Source organism: Agrobacterium sp. 5Ca50 (assembly GCF_055381905.1).
Genome location: NZ_AP026438.1, coordinates 3,163,915 through 3,179,646 on the forward strand (window position 1 = coordinate 3,163,915; position 15,732 = coordinate 3,179,646).

The following is a 15,732-nucleotide window of genomic DNA, read 5'->3' on the forward strand; positions in this document are numbered from 1 at the left end:
GCAACGATGATACCCGGCATGACCACACGACGCAGCCTGACAATACTTGGCTCGACAGGCTCTATCGGCACCAGCACTCTCGATGTTCTGCGCCAACTCGGCGGCCGTGACGCATTCGACATACTGGCGTTGACCGGAGCAGACAATGTCGAGCTGCTGGCAGCGCAGGCCAAGGAATTTGGTGCAAAGCTGGCCGTCACCGCCAATGATGAAAAATATGAAGCGCTGAAGGTGGCGCTTGCCGGCACCGGTATTGCAGTTGCGGCTGGGAAAAATGGCCTGACGGAAGCAGCCGAGATGGATGCCAGTTGGGTTATGGCGGCCATTGCCGGAACACCCGGTCTTGCCCCAACGATCACAGCAGCAAAACGCGGCGCTGACATCGCACTTGCCAACAAGGAATGCCTTGTGTCGGCAGGTGATGTGTTCATTCGCACAATCAAGCAGGGCGGCGGCAAGCTCATCCCTGTCGATAGCGAACATAGCGCCATCTTCCAGTGCCTTGAAGGAAATCCGCGCCAATCACTGGAGCGTATTCTGCTGACTGCGTCCGGTGGACCATTCCGAACCTGGACCAAGGAGCAGATGGCTGGTGTGACGGTGGAAGCGGCCAAAGCGCATCCCAACTGGTCAATGGGCCTGAAGGTTTCGATTGGCAGCGCCACCATGTTCAACAAGGCGCTGGAAATGATCGAGGCGAAATTCCTGTTCGATGTTTCGCCTGAACAGATCGAGGTGATCATCCATCCGCAGTCGATCATACATTCTATGGTCAGCTACCACGATGGTTCGGTGATTGCTCAGCTTGGCTGCCCGGATATGCGCACCGCCATTTCTTATGCTCTGACCTACCCGGAGCGCGCGCCGCTCAACGTTGATCGTTTGGACTTCGCCAAACTTGCCAAGCTGGATTTCGAAGCGCCCGATGAACAACGCTTCCCGGCATTGCGTCTGGCCCGCACCGCTCTGGAACGTGGCGGCGTACAGGGCGCAGTGCTGAGTGCTGCTGACGAAACGGCTTTCCACGCCTTTGTTGAAGGCCGAATCGGTTTCCTGCACATGGCTGACGCGGTCGAGTTTGCGATGGACCGGATGTCTGACGGGCGCACGGCGGATAGCATGGACGACATTATCGCGGCAGACCAGCATGCTCGTATTTTGGCTGAAGATTACATCGCCCAAACAGAAAAGGCCGCCTGAGAGGCGGCCATTCCAAATGTATTAGTAGGTTAAGGCGAGGCCTTATCTTACGCGACGGCACGTGCCAGTGCGCAACGTGCCCACAACTGATGCAACGAACCCACCAGATGCTCAATATCCGCATCGCTGTGCAGCGGCGTCGGTGTAATGCGCAGACGCTCTGTCTTGCGCGGCACCGTGGGATAGTTAATCGGCTGGACATAGATGTCATGGTTATCCAGCAGAATATCCGAAATCCATTTGCACTTGGCAGCATCGCCAACCATGACAGGCACGATATGGCTCGGGTTTGGCATGTGCGGAATGCCGCTGGCATCCAGGAGTGTGCGCAATTTGCGAACCCGGTCCTGATGACGTGCACGCTCAAACGGGCTGGACTTCAGGTGCTGGATGGACGCCACGGCACCCGCAGCCAATGATGGCGGAAGCGCAGTCGTGAAAATGAAGCCCGAAGCAAACGAGCGGATGAAGTCGCAAAGTGCTGTGGAACCGGCAATGTAGCCGCCCATTACACCAAATGCCTTGCCAAGCGTCCCTTCGATGATGGTGAGGCGATGCATCAGACCTTCGCGTTCGGCAATGCCGCCGCCGCGCGGACCATACATGCCAACGGCATGCACTTCGTCCAGGTAGGTCATTGCGCCATATTTGTCGGCCAGATCACAGATTTCCTTGATCGGGGCAATGTCGCCATCCATCGAATAGACGGATTCAAACGCGATCAGCTTTGGCGCCTTCGGATCAGCAGCCTTCAGCTTTGCCTCGAGGTCTTCGAGATCATTATGCTTCCAGATGACCTTTTCGCACTTGCCATACCGAATACCTTCAATCATCGACGCATGGTTCAGCGCGTCAGAGAAGATGATCAGACCAGGAATTTTCTGTCCGAGCGTTCCAAGGGTTGCCCAGTTGGAAATATAGCCAGACGTAAAGATCAGTGAAGCTTCTTTGCCGTGCAGGTCAGCAAGTTCCTGCTCAAGCAGGACGTGATAGTGACTGGTACCAGAAATATTCCGGGTGCCTCCCGCACCCGCGCCACAGTGATCGATCGCCGCTTTCATGGCCTCGATAACTTTCGGGTTCTGCCCCATTCCGAGGTAGTCGTTAGAACACCAGACTGTTACGTCGCGCTTTTCACCATTTGCGTTGTAGCGAGTGGCCCGCGGGAACTGCCCCTGATGGCGTTCCAGATCCGCAAATACCCTGTACCGCCCCTCTGTGTGTAAGCTGTCCAGTTCGCCCTTGAAATATGCCTCGAAATCCATGCCTTGCTCCAGAATTCTTGAGGGAGTTTTGAGTTCTCCCCTTCGAACCGTCAACCCCGACAGACCAACTTTACATAGCCTGCGGCAATTCGCCTACTCTTTTGAACGATTCCAATATACTTCTTTTAGCGCTTTCGCGATGGCTTGAACTTGATTCACATCAAATTCAGAAAAAGATTGGAACGAAAACCGGCAGCGTGCGTTTGAAACCTGTCGGCAATTCCGGTTCATCAGCCAGCTAATCAGGCTTCCATAAATGACGGTGAATTGTTAAAGCAATCCGTAGCGGTCGGAGGACAAGCAGTCACCGCATAAAAAACTGGGACGCCTATCGGAGCTGAGGCTCATTGTAACGTTGGAGAGAGTAAATGAAGAAGGCCATCGTATTTGCACTGGTTGGCTTGGCGCTCGCAAGCTGCACACAAACTGAAAAAGGCGCATCAATCGGTGCCGTGTCCGGAGCTGTTCTCGGTGGCGCAATCACCGGTAACGTTCGCGGCGCAGCAGTTGGCGCTGCTATCGGCGGTGTTGGCGGCGCGCTCATTGGTAATGCCAATGAACCTGGCAAATGCTACTACCGTGACCGTTATGGTAACCGCTACGTAGACCGTTGCTAATCTCGATTGCAGATTTATGCAGAATGCAGGCCCCGGTTTTCCGGGGCTTTTGCATTTTAACATCGGAAAAGTTGATTCTGCGTATCAAAATCCGTCTTTTATGCTTAGATTATTATATTAACGAACGGGAAACCGGTGAGAGCGATAATAAATGCTCAACCATAAAGTAGCAGATGCCGACAAAACGGACTGACCCGAGATTGAGTATTGCGTACCGGAAGGCAGGCACCGCACTGGCGGTTGCGGCAGCAGTGGTTTTATACCCTGCGTTTGTGCGGGAAGCGAACGCGTTCAAGCTGTTTGGCATTACGCTTTGGGGATCAGACGAACCGGAACTCGAGATCATCAATCCGGTTCGCTACAGCGCAAGCATGGATGTTCCGCTCGTTGATCCCAAGTTCTACGAAAATCTGGAAAACGCGTCGTTTCTGATTTCCGATCAGGACAAACCCGTATCGGGCGATCTTGGCCTCGTCATAAAGGCGCGCGACGACCGCGACCGTCTCGTCGCCTCTCTTTATGAAAATGCCCGTTATTCCGGTGTCGTCAAAGTCAGTATCGCTGGCACGGACATTGAAAATCTTCCCCCTAATCCGGTCTTTGACCATTCAAAGCCGGTTCCTGTGCATATCCAGATCACACCAGGCCCGGAGTTTACTCTTGGCAACATAATTCTGGAAGGTGACGCCGCTGGGCGCAACCTGGAAGAGTTTGGTCTGGCGCGCGGCGGCAAGGCCGGCTCGCTCAATATTATCCGTGGTGGCGAAAAGCTGATTGAGCAGCTGAAATCCGAAGGCCGCCCGCTGGCCAAGCTGACCAAAAGACAGGCGGTCGCCGACCACGCTACCAACACCGTTGATGTGACGATGGCGGCAGAAGCGGGGCCAGTCGCACCGGTTGGCATGATCGGCATCAAGGGTCAGCAAAGCGTTGATCCGGACTTTATTCGTTATTACTCCAGACTGAATGCCGGACAGCCCTATTCGCCGGAAAGCCTGCGCAAGGCATCCGAGCGGCTGCGCCAGCTTGGTGTCTTCTCCAGCGTCACAGTTCGTGAATCCGAGCAACTCGCGGCCAACGGCTCCTTGCCACTGACCATCGAAGTGTCCGAAGGAAAACACCGCTATTTTGGCCTCGGTGCGCAGTTCTCGACAACCGAAGGTGCTGGCCTGCAAGGCTATTGGGGCCACCGCAACCTGTTTGGCAAGGCGGAAACCCTTCGCATCGAAGGTTCTGTTTCGCGACTGGGTGAGGCATCCAGCGTCGAAGGCATGGATTATTCCGCTGGCATTACCTTCACGAAGCCAGGCGTCTTCCATCCCTCGGCAACATTCAAAGCAAGCCTTATTGCCAAGACCGAGCATCCTGACACCTATGAAGCCAAGACAATTACAGGTGCTGCAGGCTTCAGTTATGAGGTCAATGATACCGATACTGCAGCGGCAGGACTTGAGGTCAGCTGGACGGATACCGATGATGCCTATGGCAACAACAAGTATCTGACGACATCCATACCGCTGGAATATGTGCGGGATACCCGTGACAACAAGCTTGATCCGACAACCGGCTTCCGTGCAGCCATTGCCGCCAAGCCCAGCTATGAAGCGATGAACGGCACATTCTTCTCGACCTTTGAAGGCTCAGCCACCGCCTATAAGGGACTTGGACAAGAAGATCGCGTTGTGCTTGCCGGTAAACTTGGCGCGGGCGTTTTGGTGGGTGCAAGTGACCTTCAGGATGTACCTGCAACTCGACGTTTTTATGCCGGTGGCGGCGGCTCGGTGCGTGGTTACAGCTATCAGGAAATTTCACCCTATAACGCCAATGGCGATGCAACAGGTGGTCGCTCTTACGTTCTTGGCTCCGTAGAAGCCCGTATCAAGATCACCGAAACAATCGGTCTTGTACCATTTATCGACGCGGCAGCGGTTTCTACCCGCATGACACCGGATTTTTCAGATATAAGAGCAGGCGCAGGCATCGGCTTACGCTATGCAACTCCTTTCGGTCCATTGCGTTTGGATGTTGCAATGCCTCTCGACAAATATGATGGCGGCAACAGTTACGGCATTTACGCCGGTATCGGTCAATCGTTCTGATCGTGCTGCAGTTCGTCCGAAACAAGGCAAAACACCACCATGAAGAAACTGCTTCAACCTTTAAAATGGGTTTTATACATCGCCGCAGGGTTGGTGCTGTTTCTTGTTTTGTTTGTCTCGTTCATAGGCTTTACCGCATCGGGCTCAAGTTTTGCGGCCCGCCAGATTTCATCGCTTGCTTCCACAGCCGATCAAAAGGTTGAGATTTCCGCCCCACAGGGTCTCCTTACCGGAAATCTGCGCCTTGACAGCGTCGTGCTGTCCGACCGCGAAGGTGTCTATGCCCGTATCAATGGCATTGCTGTCGACTGGTCTCCGACCGCGCTGCTCACCGGCACCTTCCGCGCAGATCTGGTCTCAGCCAGCACAATCGAATTTGACCGCACTCCCTTGCCATCTGAACAACCGGCAAAACAGGAAAGCGGTAGTTTCTCGCTGCCGATTGCAGTCGATATCAAAAACCTGACTTTCGATGACATCAAGCTTGGTGAAGCCTTGGCTGGACGCCCGTTTGAATTGGTAGCGTCAGGCAATGCCAAGGCATCGTCCAAAGATATGGCCGCCAACATCGCCGTTCACCGCAAGGATGTGCCACAGGCAGGCATCACGGCCGATTTCACCTATGTGCCCGAGCAGAATGTTCTGCAACTCAAGGCTAATTTAAGCGAACCACAGGGCGGCATGCTGGCAAACCTTCTGGCATTGCCCGGCGCCCCCGCTGTTTCGCTTGACATTGATGGTCAAGGCCCACTGTCCGATTGGAGCGGCCAATTGGTCGGCGCCGTCGATGGCAATCGCATCCTGAGCCTGACCGGCCAGCATAAACTTGCCGATACCGGCGTGCGCCGTATTGCGCTGACCGGCGGTGGTCAGCCGGACATGCTATTGCCCCCGCTGTACCGCCAGCTTTTTAATGGCGAAACGCAGATCGACCTCAATGTCGCACTCGATCCGAACGGCCGTATCGACATTGAAACCGGAAATCTGACAACCGGCGCGCTGCTGCTGGCGGCCTCCGGCACGGTTGATCCGCAAGGCATGAACGACTTGAGCGCCAACCTGATTGGCACCAATGGCCCTGTTGATTTCCGTTTGCCGATGGATGGTGTTCAGGCACGGCTTCTGATCGATGGCGCCGATATTTCGTTGCGCGGCAACGCGCAGGCTGCAGCCTTGAATGTCGCCGCCGCACTGCGATCTGTGGAAATTCCGCAGGGACGTCTGGATGGCATCAAGCTATCTGCGGCAAGCAAGGACCTAAATCTCGCAGCCTTTACCGGAACGGTCGACACGACGGTTTCCGTTGATGGTTCGGCGCTGGTCAGCCCGGACCTCGACCGTCTGGTCAAGGCACCCGCCACGTTGAAGGCACCGTTGCGCCTGTCTCCAACGGCTATCGGTTTTGAAGCCGCGACACTGGAAAGCGCCAGCATCGGCGGCACCACCAGCGGCACCTATACACTGGACAGCAAAACCGTTTCCGCAAATCTGCGCCTGTTCGCAGTGCCGCAGATCCTTCCTGAGGCACTGGCACAAAAGATCGAAAAAACCATTGCGGTCGAGGGATATGTCAACGCTGTCATCGGCGGCAAAACAAGCCTCGAAAACCTTGTCGTTCGCTCGGATCTGGTCGAAGCGAATGGTAATCTGCTGCTCGACAACGGCATAGTGCAGGCCAAGATCGGCGGACGTTTCCTTGCTCTCGAAAAACTGCTGGCCAACGCACAGGGGGCAGCCGGTTTTGCCGTGGAAGCGACAGGCCCGCTTGCTACACCGGATTTCAAGGCCAGCCTGAACTCGGCCCGTGCCACGATGGCCGGGCGTTCGCTCGAAGCATTTGCACTGACCGCCAGCGGTAAGGCCGACCCCGCGGCACCGCAAGCAGACATTGCGGCGAGCGGCACGCTGGATGGCCAGCCAATCGAAGCTAAGGCCGCTCTGGTTCAGGACCAGAATGGAACGGCTCTGCCGTCATTGCGCGTCGACATAGGACCCAACAGCCTGACAGGTGATCTGCGTTTTACGCCGACCTTCCAGCCCAACGGTACTCTAGCGTTCGACTTTCCTGACGTCTCGTTGCTCGCCGCATTGGCAGCCCAGCAGGCCGCAGGTGATTTGAAAGGTACTGCTGTCTTCAACAGCAATGCGACAACGACGGCAATCACTCTGAAGGCCAACAGCAAATCGCTGAGCCAAGGTACGAATGGAATTTCAAACCTCGCAGCCGATATCGCTGTCAGCGACCTGAAGGCCTTGGCGGCACAGGGAACGTTGACTGCACAGGCGATAAATGCCGGCGCGAACACGATCAGCGGACTGAAGCTGGATATTACCCATGCCGGGTCCGCAACAGGCTTCAACCTCAATGCCCGATACGACAATGCGCCACTTCTGGCATCCGGCAGCGTCGATACCGGCAAACAACCGCTGACTGTCGCTATCAGGGACTTTTCCGCCGCTCCGCGTGGTATCCCGGTCAAGCTGGCACAACCGACCAATATCACTGTCGACAATGGTACGGCGCGCATCAACGGCCTCACCATTCAGACCGGCAATGGCCGCATTGAAGTAAATGGCTCGGCAGGCTCAAACCTTGATATCAACGCTGTTATCCGTTCTTTGCCGGCCAGCCTTGCCAATGCCTTCGCCGGTGGTCTTGACGCATCCGGCGATATCTCCGGCACGGTCACCGCCAAAGGTGCCGCGGCAAATCCATCTATCAGTTATGACCTTAGCTGGAACAACGCCGTTGTAAGCCAGACACGTGCGGCGGGCCTTGCACCACTCAGCATCAAGGCCGATGGTACATTTGCCGACAATCTGCTGAACATCACAACCGGACTAACCGGTCAGGGCGGACTGTCATTGTCCGGCGGCGGCTCAGTTGGTATCTCCGGCAACCAGCCATTATCATTGGCCTTCAAGGGTAATCTGCCCTTTGCAGCCGTTGCAGCACAAACAGCCGAACAGGGTTTGTCGGTGACCGGCAGTGCCAATATTGATCTCAATATATCCGGCACCGCTGCAGCCCCATCGATAACCGGCACGGTTTCAACCGATGGCACCCAGCTGACCGATGTACGTAGAAACCTGACCGTCAACAATCTTGGTGCCACGATCACCTTTGATCGTGACCGCGCCGTCATTTCGCGCTTGTCCGGCAGGCTTGCGGCCGGTGGTACGATCTCAGCCTCCGGTTCAGTCGGCATCACACCGGCATCCAACTTCCCGGCCGACCTATCGATCGTGCTGGACCGCGCCGCTTATAATGACGGCACACTGGTCACCACTATTGTCAGCGGCACATTGACCATGAAGGGCGCATTGCTCGCCAACCCGGTGCTTGCGGGAACACTGACGCTGGACAAGAGCGCCATTACCATTCCTGAACGCTTGCCAGCCTCGCTCACCGCTATCGATATCAAACATCGCAATGCGCCACCTGCGGTGAAAAAACAGGTCAGCAACATGCAGGCGGATGAGTCCAATGGCAGCAGCTCCACCATTGGTCTCGACCTCAACATCAATGCGCCCAACGGCATTTTCGTGCGCGGTCGCGGCGTCGATGCCGAACTGACCGGCAATCTGGTGGTACGCGGCACCGCTGCCGATCCCGTGGTATCCGGTGGCTTTACCATGAAGCGTGGCAGGCTCGAAGTCCTGACCAAACGACTGGACTTCACCACCGGCAACATCACTTTCGGTGGGGGCTTGGTACCGGTTCTGGATATGGCAGCCGATTCCGCCTCCGGGTCGACAACTATTACTGTCTCTGTTTCAGGCCTTGCCAATGATCCGGCAATTACCTTCTCCTCGTCTCCGGCACTGCCGCAAGATGAAGTGCTGGCACAGCTTATTTTCGGTCAGTCCATGTCGAAACTGTCTGCCCTTCAGATTGCCCGTCTGGCAGATGCTGCAAGCCAGCTTGCCGGCGGACGTTCCACGTCGCTGTTCAACAGTTTGCGCAGCAATCTTGGCGTCGATGATCTTGATATCTCCACCGACGAAAAGGGTGACGCGAAAGTATCTGCCGGGAAATACATCAATGACCGCACCTATCTTGAACTGGAACAGAGTGGCAGTTCAGGCGCAAAGGCTGTGATCAATCTGGATGTTGGCAGAGGCGTCAAACTACGGGGTGAAGCAGGCGCAGATGGCGGTGGCGCAGCAGGTATATTCTACGAAAAAGAATATTGATCCCTTATGTACTGCTTATGTATAAGTTTATATTTTCATAATATTGCAAATATAAATATATCAAAAATACCCTATTGTTATTATTTATAATTTTTTAATGATGATTTTGTATAAAAATCGTCAGTTGATTTCGCATATTCAGGAAACACCCCAAACATAACATTGAGTCCTGACGTTTCAATCAATGGAAACGCTTCCGGACTTTCAATTGTACAACGCCTCGCGGAGACGGGAGCCACCCATGAGCTTGTCATTTTTTCCGGGATCACATGCAAAAGCTGTTTTGACTGCCCTTGGCGGCACTCAAGCGATGATTGAGTTTGATCCATCCGGGAAGATACTGTCTGCAAATGACAATTTCTGCCGCGCACTTGGTTATTCAGCCGCCGAAATCATCGGCAAACATCACAGTATATTCTGTGACCCCAAATATAGTGGCAGTCAGGATTACAGGAAGTTCTGGCAGGATTTGGCGAACGGCAAGGCGGATGCAAGACAATACAAGCGCATCGGCAAGGGCGGCACCGAAGTCTGGATACAGGCCTCCTACAACCCTGTGATCATTGGCGGCAAGGTCCAGAGCGTTATCAAGATTGCCACTGTAATTACCGAAGCAAAGCTCAAATCAGCCGAGGATGCGGGTAAGATAAATGCCATCTCACGCGCTCAGGCTATTATCGAATTTACCACCACCGGCCAGATCATTACGGCCAACAGCAACTTTCTGAACTGTCTAGGTTATAGGCTTGAAGAGATAAAGGGCAAACATCATAGCATGTTCTGCGAAGCAGCATTCCGCGACAGTGCCGACTATGCGACCTTCTGGAAAAAACTGGCAGCTGGAGAATTTATTGCCCAGGAATTCAAGCGCATAGGTAAAGGCGGAAAACCCGTCTGGATTCAGGCATCCTACAATCCAATTCTTGATGAGGAAGGCAATGTCTTCAAGATCGTGAAGTTTGCCACCGACGTGACGGAACGCGTTCGCGCCGTCAATGAAATCGCTGATGGTTTGACCGGCCTCGCCAATGGCGATTTGACGACGCAGCTCAACACACCTTTCATCCCTGCCCTCGACAAACTGCGCACAGACTTTAACGGATCGATCGCCAGACTGCGCGACGCCATGAAAGTTGTCTCAGACAATGCGACGGGCATTGCTGGTGCTTCACATGAAGTCAGCATTGCCTCAAGCTCTCTAGCCGAACGGACGGAGAAACAGGCAGCCGCTGTCGAGCAAACCGCAGCCGCACTGGAAGAAATGACCCAAACGGTTACTGACAACAGCCGCAGAGCGGAAGAGGCAGGGCAACTGGTCGCGAAGGCCAAGAGCGGCGCCGAGCTTTCCGGGACTGTCGTCAACAACGCCATTGCGGCCATGGACGAGATTGAGCAATCGTCCAAGGGCATAAGCAACATTATCGGCGTTATCGATGAGATCGCCTTCCAAACCAATTTGCTTGCGCTGAACGCTGGCGTGGAGGCAGCTCGTGCCGGTGAGGCTGGCAAGGGCTTTGCCGTGGTCGCACAAGAAGTGCGTGAACTGGCGCAACGTTCCGCCAATGCCGCCAAGGAAATCAAGGCGCTGATTACCAAATCAACCGAGCAGGTTGCCAATGGTGTTTCGCTTGTTGATGAGACAGGCAAATCACTGGAGTTAATCGTTCGTCAGGTGGCCGAGATCAATCAGAATGTCGCAGCCATGATTGAAACGACCCGCGAGCAGGCGACTGGATTGAAAGAAATCAATTCTGCGGTCAACTCCATCGATGCCAATACCCAGCAGAACGCGGCCGTGGTGGAAGAAACCAGCGCCGCCAGCCACGGTTTGGCAAAAGAAGCAGAATCTTTACGTAATTTGCTAAGACAATTTAGATTTACGCAAGACTCTCACGTTAAAAGGAATGATGTGAAAGGGGATGTGCAGCCCTTGGCATCAAGAGCACGCGGTACGGTTGCCACACCAGCAGCCAGAACACATGGTTCTCTTGCTTTGGCGCAAGTACAGCAAGATTGGGAAGAATTCTGATGGCGACGATTAATTCTACAAACTTCGGCAGCGACACTTTGGAAATTATTGCATTCCGCCTGCACGATCAGGAATTCTGCGTGAAGACGACCACAATCCGCGAAATTCGCGGCTGGGCGCCATGCACCCCGATCCCGCACGCCCCAGCTGACGTGATTGGCGTGATGAACCTGCGCGGTTCTGTTATTCCGATCATTGACCTCGCCTACAAACTCGGCATGAAAAGCACCGTTGCCAATGAGCGTAGCGCCATCGTGGTTGCCGAAGTTCACAACATGGTCATCGGCATGCTGGTTGACCGCGTATCCGACATTCTGACAATTCCTGCCAATCAGGTTCAGCCTGTGCCGGAAGTATCAGCTTCTTTCGACAAGTCCTTCTCCGAAGGCATCATCGCCAACGAACATGGCATGATCTGCTTCCTGAACCTCGCAAAGATGTTCAAGGGCAACGAGATCGAAGATCTGGCAGCATAAGAAACATGCATCACGCTACGCCACACATCGCGAGCGAGATCATCTTTCCAAACGTCCTATGATTTTAAACCGCTACGATCCATTCGTGGCGGTTTTTGTTTGTGTCAAACAGCTAAAATCCCCCTGTTTCTTTCTGTATTAAAAAGAGCTTCAAGCAACAATGCATCAATTACATTTTAATATTCTAATGTTCTAATCACTATATTGGAGATTGATGATTTTTCTCCCTGTCAGCGAATGAATCGCGATAACGCTGCCAAGCGAAAGTAAACGCTCTCACTTTCGCTGTTTCCGGGAGGGTACAATGTTCGGCCTGCATAAAGTCAGTGATGCCAGAAATATCGTTGATGCCATATCTAAATCGCAGGCCGTGATTGAATTCACCCCAAACGGCGTAATCCTCAATGCCAATGAAAACTTTTGCAAAGCCCTCGGTTACGACCTGAGCGAGATTGTTGGCAAACATCACCGCATGTTTTGTGAGCCAGATTACAGCGCATCTGCCGAATACACCCAGTTCTGGCAAAACCTGTCGGCGGGAAAACACGACACCAAAGAATACAAGCGCATCCGCAAGGACGGACGCGAGATCTGGATACAGGCTTCTTACAATCCGGTTTTCCGCTCCGGCAAAGTTTACAAGGTCATCAAGCTGGCGACCGACATCACCGCCGTCAAACAAAAAGCGGTCGAAGATGCCAGCAAGCTGAATGCCCTCTCCAAATCACAGGCGGTGATCGAGTTCACCTCAACTGGTGAAATTCTCACCGCCAATGAAAACTTCTGCAAAACACTGGGTTACGACCTCTCGGAGATCGTGGGAAAACACCATCGCCTGTTTTGCGAGCCGAACTATGCTGCGACATCCGATTATGCCCAATTCTGGCAGCGCCTTTCACAGGGCGAATTTATTGCCGATGAATTTGTTCGCTTTGGCAAAGGTGGCAAGGAAGTCTGGATACAGGCAGCCTACAACCCAATTTTCAACGACAAGGGCACCGTCGTCAAAGTCGTCAAATTTGCGACAGACGTCACCCCACGCATGAGCGCAATTACTGCACTTGGCGACGGCCTCAGAGCCCTGGCCGATGGAGAACTGTCGCAAAATCTCGATACTGCCTTTGTGCCCAGCATGGAAAGAGTTCGGCACGACTTTAATGAAGTCATCGCCAAACTGCGCAACACCATGCAGACGGTGGCCCACAACGCGACAACAATTGCCGCAGGTTCTTCTGAAATCCGCACGGCTGCGGACCAGCTGGCGCAAAGAACCGAGCAGCAGGCTGCCTCACTCGAACAGACCGCCGCAGCACTCGAAGAAATCACCACAACAGTCAAGGATTCCAGTCTGCGCGCCGACGATGCCGGAAGGCTGGTAACTTCCACCAAAAACAATGCCGAACGCTCCGGTGCGATTGTCGACAAGGCAATTGGCGCCATGGATGAGATATCTCGCTCCTCCAAGGAGATCACCAACATCATCGGCGTGATTGACGACATTGCGTTTCAGACGAACCTCCTGGCGTTGAATGCCGGTGTTGAGGCGGCACGTGCTGGCGAGGCAGGCAAAGGATTTGCCGTCGTCGCGCAGGAAGTACGCGAACTGGCACAACGGTCTGCCAGTGCTGCCAAGGAAATCAAGAACCTGATCAATACCTCAGGCGACCATGTCGCCAATGGTGTCGAACTTGTTGGTCAGACAGGCGGCGTGCTGCGAGAAATCGCCAATCAGGTCGACCAGATCCACGTCAATGTCTCGGCGATTGTCGAAGCGGCCCGCGAACAGGCCAACGGCCTTGCGGAAATCAACCAGGCCGTCAACATGATGGACCAGGCAACGCAGAAGAATGCGGCAATGGTTGAGGAAACGACTGCCGCCAGCCACGGTCTGGCGCGCGAATCGGAAATATTGCGGGAGCTGTTGACCCAGTTCCGTATCGGCAATGCTCAGGCACAGGCCTATGAAGCACCGACCCCACATGCCGTTGTCAGCAGACACCAGCAGGTCGCATCACCGGTACATAAGATGGTTGCCAGTCTGCGGCACGCCACATCAGCCATGCCTGCAGAGCGCGCCGATCAATGGACAGAATTCTGACGCTGTAGCGCGTACATCCAGAAACAAAAAAGGCGGCCCGAAAGCCGCCTTTTCTTATTATACGAAGAGCACGAAAGTCTTCTGCAGGGTAATCCAGATACCCCACACAATCGGAACACCGACAACGGCCCAGGCAATCAGTGCCTTGGCGTCGAGACCACCCTTGCCAATACCGAACGAACCGGAAGGACCGGTGTCCACGGCCTTGGTCTTGGCCTGTAAGGCTGCAACTTCTTCATCAGACATGTACCACTTGGCATCCAGCGGCTTCACCAGCAGGTTGGCGATGAGGCCAACAGCCAGCATGCCCGCCAGAATATACATGGTGAAATCGTAGACCTGCGCGCGTGGAATGCCCGCTGCGATCTGTGCTTCACGGATGTAGTTCACGACAACAGGACCGATGATACCGGCTGTTGCCCATGCCGTCAGCAGACGACCATGGATAGCACCAACGAACTGCGTACCGAAGATATCGGCTAGATAGGCTGGAACAGTCGCAAAACCACCGCCATACATCGACACGATGATGCAGAACATGCCCACGAACAGCGCCTTGTTGCCGAGACCTGCAGCCCAAGGGGCAGATGCGTAGAGTACGATACCGAGTGCGAAGAAGGTGAAGTAGGTTGCCTTGCGGCCGATACGGTCAGACATGGAGGCCCATACGAAACGGCCACCAATGTTGAACACCGAAAGCAAACCGGTGAAACCGGCAGCAATCGCTGCAATCGACGCCAGTTGTTCCGTGTTCAGATCAGCAAACTTGACATCAGGCAGACCAATCAGCGAACCGGCAAAAATTTCCTGCAGCATTGGCGAAGCCATGCCGAGTACGCCGATACCAGCCGAAACGTTAAGGCACAGTACCAGCCAGATCATCCAGAACTGCTTTGTCTTGTGCGCGTTCTTCAGGTGAACGTGGCGGGTCGTGATCATTGAGCTCTTGGCAGCAGGCGCTGTCCAGCCTTCAGGCTTCCACCCAGCAGGTGGAATGCGGTAGCCAAATGCACCAGCCATCATGAACACGAAGTAGATCGCAGCCATGACCAGGAAGGTTTCCCAAACACCGATCGATACATCGGTACGGAAATGGCGCATCAGCGCATCCGCAAGCGGCGCACCGATCATGGCACCACCGCCGAATCCCATGATCGCCATGCCGGTCGCCATGCCGCGACGGTCAGGGAACCACTTGATCAGGGTCGAAACCGGAGAGATGTAGCCGAGGCCAAGGCCAATACCACCGATAACACCGGCGCCGAACCACATCAGCCACAGCTGGTGGGTCATGATACCGATGGCAGCGATGGTCATGCCACCACACCAGCACACAGCCGATACGAAACCGGCCTTGCGTGGGCCAGCGCGCTCAAGCCAACCGCCCCAAATCGCAGCCGAGCAGCCCAGCAGAACGAAGAACAGCGTGTAGATCCAGCCAAGGTCACTGACGCGCCAGTCGCAGCTAGTGGTGAACAGGGCAGTCGCAAGCCCCATGTCCGAGCAGACGACGGACTGGTTGATGCCGATTGCCTTGGTCAAAGGCAGCCAGAACACGGAAAAGCCGTAGGCCATACCGATGCAGAGATGAATGGCCAGCGCAGCAGGCGGCACCATCCAGCGGTTAAAGCCAGGCTTGGCGATAATGCGCTCACGGTCAAGGAAGCCGATACCGGCTGCGTTGCCAGTGAAAGTCTCGTTCGTAGCAGTCATGTGTTTCCTCCATTCGACCCGGCTGGACGCCACGCGAA

The 15,732-nt window shown here is 54.6% G+C and carries 9 protein-coding genes; 7 read left to right on the plus strand and 2 right to left on the minus strand.

All coding sequences use genetic code 11. From position 1 onward, the window contains the following. Positions 1-18 precede the first annotated feature (18 nt). On the plus strand, positions 19-1,200 hold the full coding sequence (locus ACZ5FM_RS15295; protein WP_464039150.1) for a 1-deoxy-D-xylulose-5-phosphate reductoisomerase: 1,182 nt from the start codon (positions 19-21) through the stop codon (positions 1,198-1,200). 47 nt (positions 1,201-1,247) lie between these two features. Here the strand turns inward: ACZ5FM_RS15295 and hemA are convergent, their stop codons facing one another. Next, positions 1,248-2,465: a 5-aminolevulinate synthase gene (gene hemA / locus ACZ5FM_RS15300; protein ID WP_259149577.1), complete on the minus strand. Its 1,218-nt coding sequence runs from the start codon at positions 2,463-2,465 to the stop codon at positions 1,248-1,250. Positions 2,466-2,833: 368 nt separating this feature from the next. On the opposite strand from hemA, the gene ACZ5FM_RS15305 reads away from it, so the two are divergent. The 6 genes from ACZ5FM_RS15305 (at position 2,834) to ACZ5FM_RS15330 (ending at position 13,981) form a co-directional block, all read left to right on the plus strand. Continuing rightward, positions 2,834-3,082: a YMGG-like glycine zipper-containing protein gene (locus tag ACZ5FM_RS15305; RefSeq protein ID WP_192490377.1), complete on the plus strand. Its 249-nt coding sequence runs from the start codon at positions 2,834-2,836 to the stop codon at positions 3,080-3,082. 173 nt (positions 3,083-3,255) lie between these two features. Further along, the gene (locus tag ACZ5FM_RS15310; RefSeq protein WP_464039151.1) at positions 3,256-5,181 is read left to right on the plus strand and encodes an autotransporter assembly complex protein TamA; all 1,926 of its coding nucleotides are present in this window, start codon (positions 3,256-3,258) and stop codon (positions 5,179-5,181) included. 39 nt (positions 5,182-5,220) lie between these two features. Further along, positions 5,221-9,378: a translocation/assembly module TamB domain-containing protein gene (locus tag ACZ5FM_RS15315; protein ID WP_464039152.1), complete on the plus strand. Its 4,158-nt coding sequence runs from the start codon at positions 5,221-5,223 to the stop codon at positions 9,376-9,378. Positions 9,379-9,619: 241 nt separating this feature from the next. Continuing rightward, positions 9,620-11,407 (plus strand): methyl-accepting chemotaxis protein, encoded by a 1,788-nt coding sequence (locus ACZ5FM_RS15320; protein ID WP_259149573.1) that lies wholly within the window; start codon positions 9,620-9,622, stop codon positions 11,405-11,407. Further along, positions 11,407-11,883, plus strand: a complete 477-nt coding sequence (locus ACZ5FM_RS15325; protein WP_192490381.1) for a chemotaxis protein CheW — start codon at positions 11,407-11,409, stop codon at positions 11,881-11,883. The genes ACZ5FM_RS15320 and ACZ5FM_RS15325 overlap by 1 nt, the downstream gene beginning before the upstream one ends. A gap of 304 nt (positions 11,884-12,187) precedes the next feature. Then, on the plus strand, positions 12,188-13,981 hold the full coding sequence (locus ACZ5FM_RS15330) for a methyl-accepting chemotaxis protein (RefSeq protein ID WP_275643681.1): 1,794 nt from the start codon (positions 12,188-12,190) through the stop codon (positions 13,979-13,981). 57 nt (positions 13,982-14,038) lie between these two features. Here the strand turns inward: ACZ5FM_RS15330 and ACZ5FM_RS15335 are convergent, their stop codons facing one another. After that, positions 14,039-15,694 (minus strand): OFA family MFS transporter, encoded by a 1,656-nt coding sequence (locus ACZ5FM_RS15335; RefSeq protein WP_464039153.1) that lies wholly within the window; start codon positions 15,692-15,694, stop codon positions 14,039-14,041. Between the last annotated feature and the right edge of the window lie 38 nt (positions 15,695-15,732).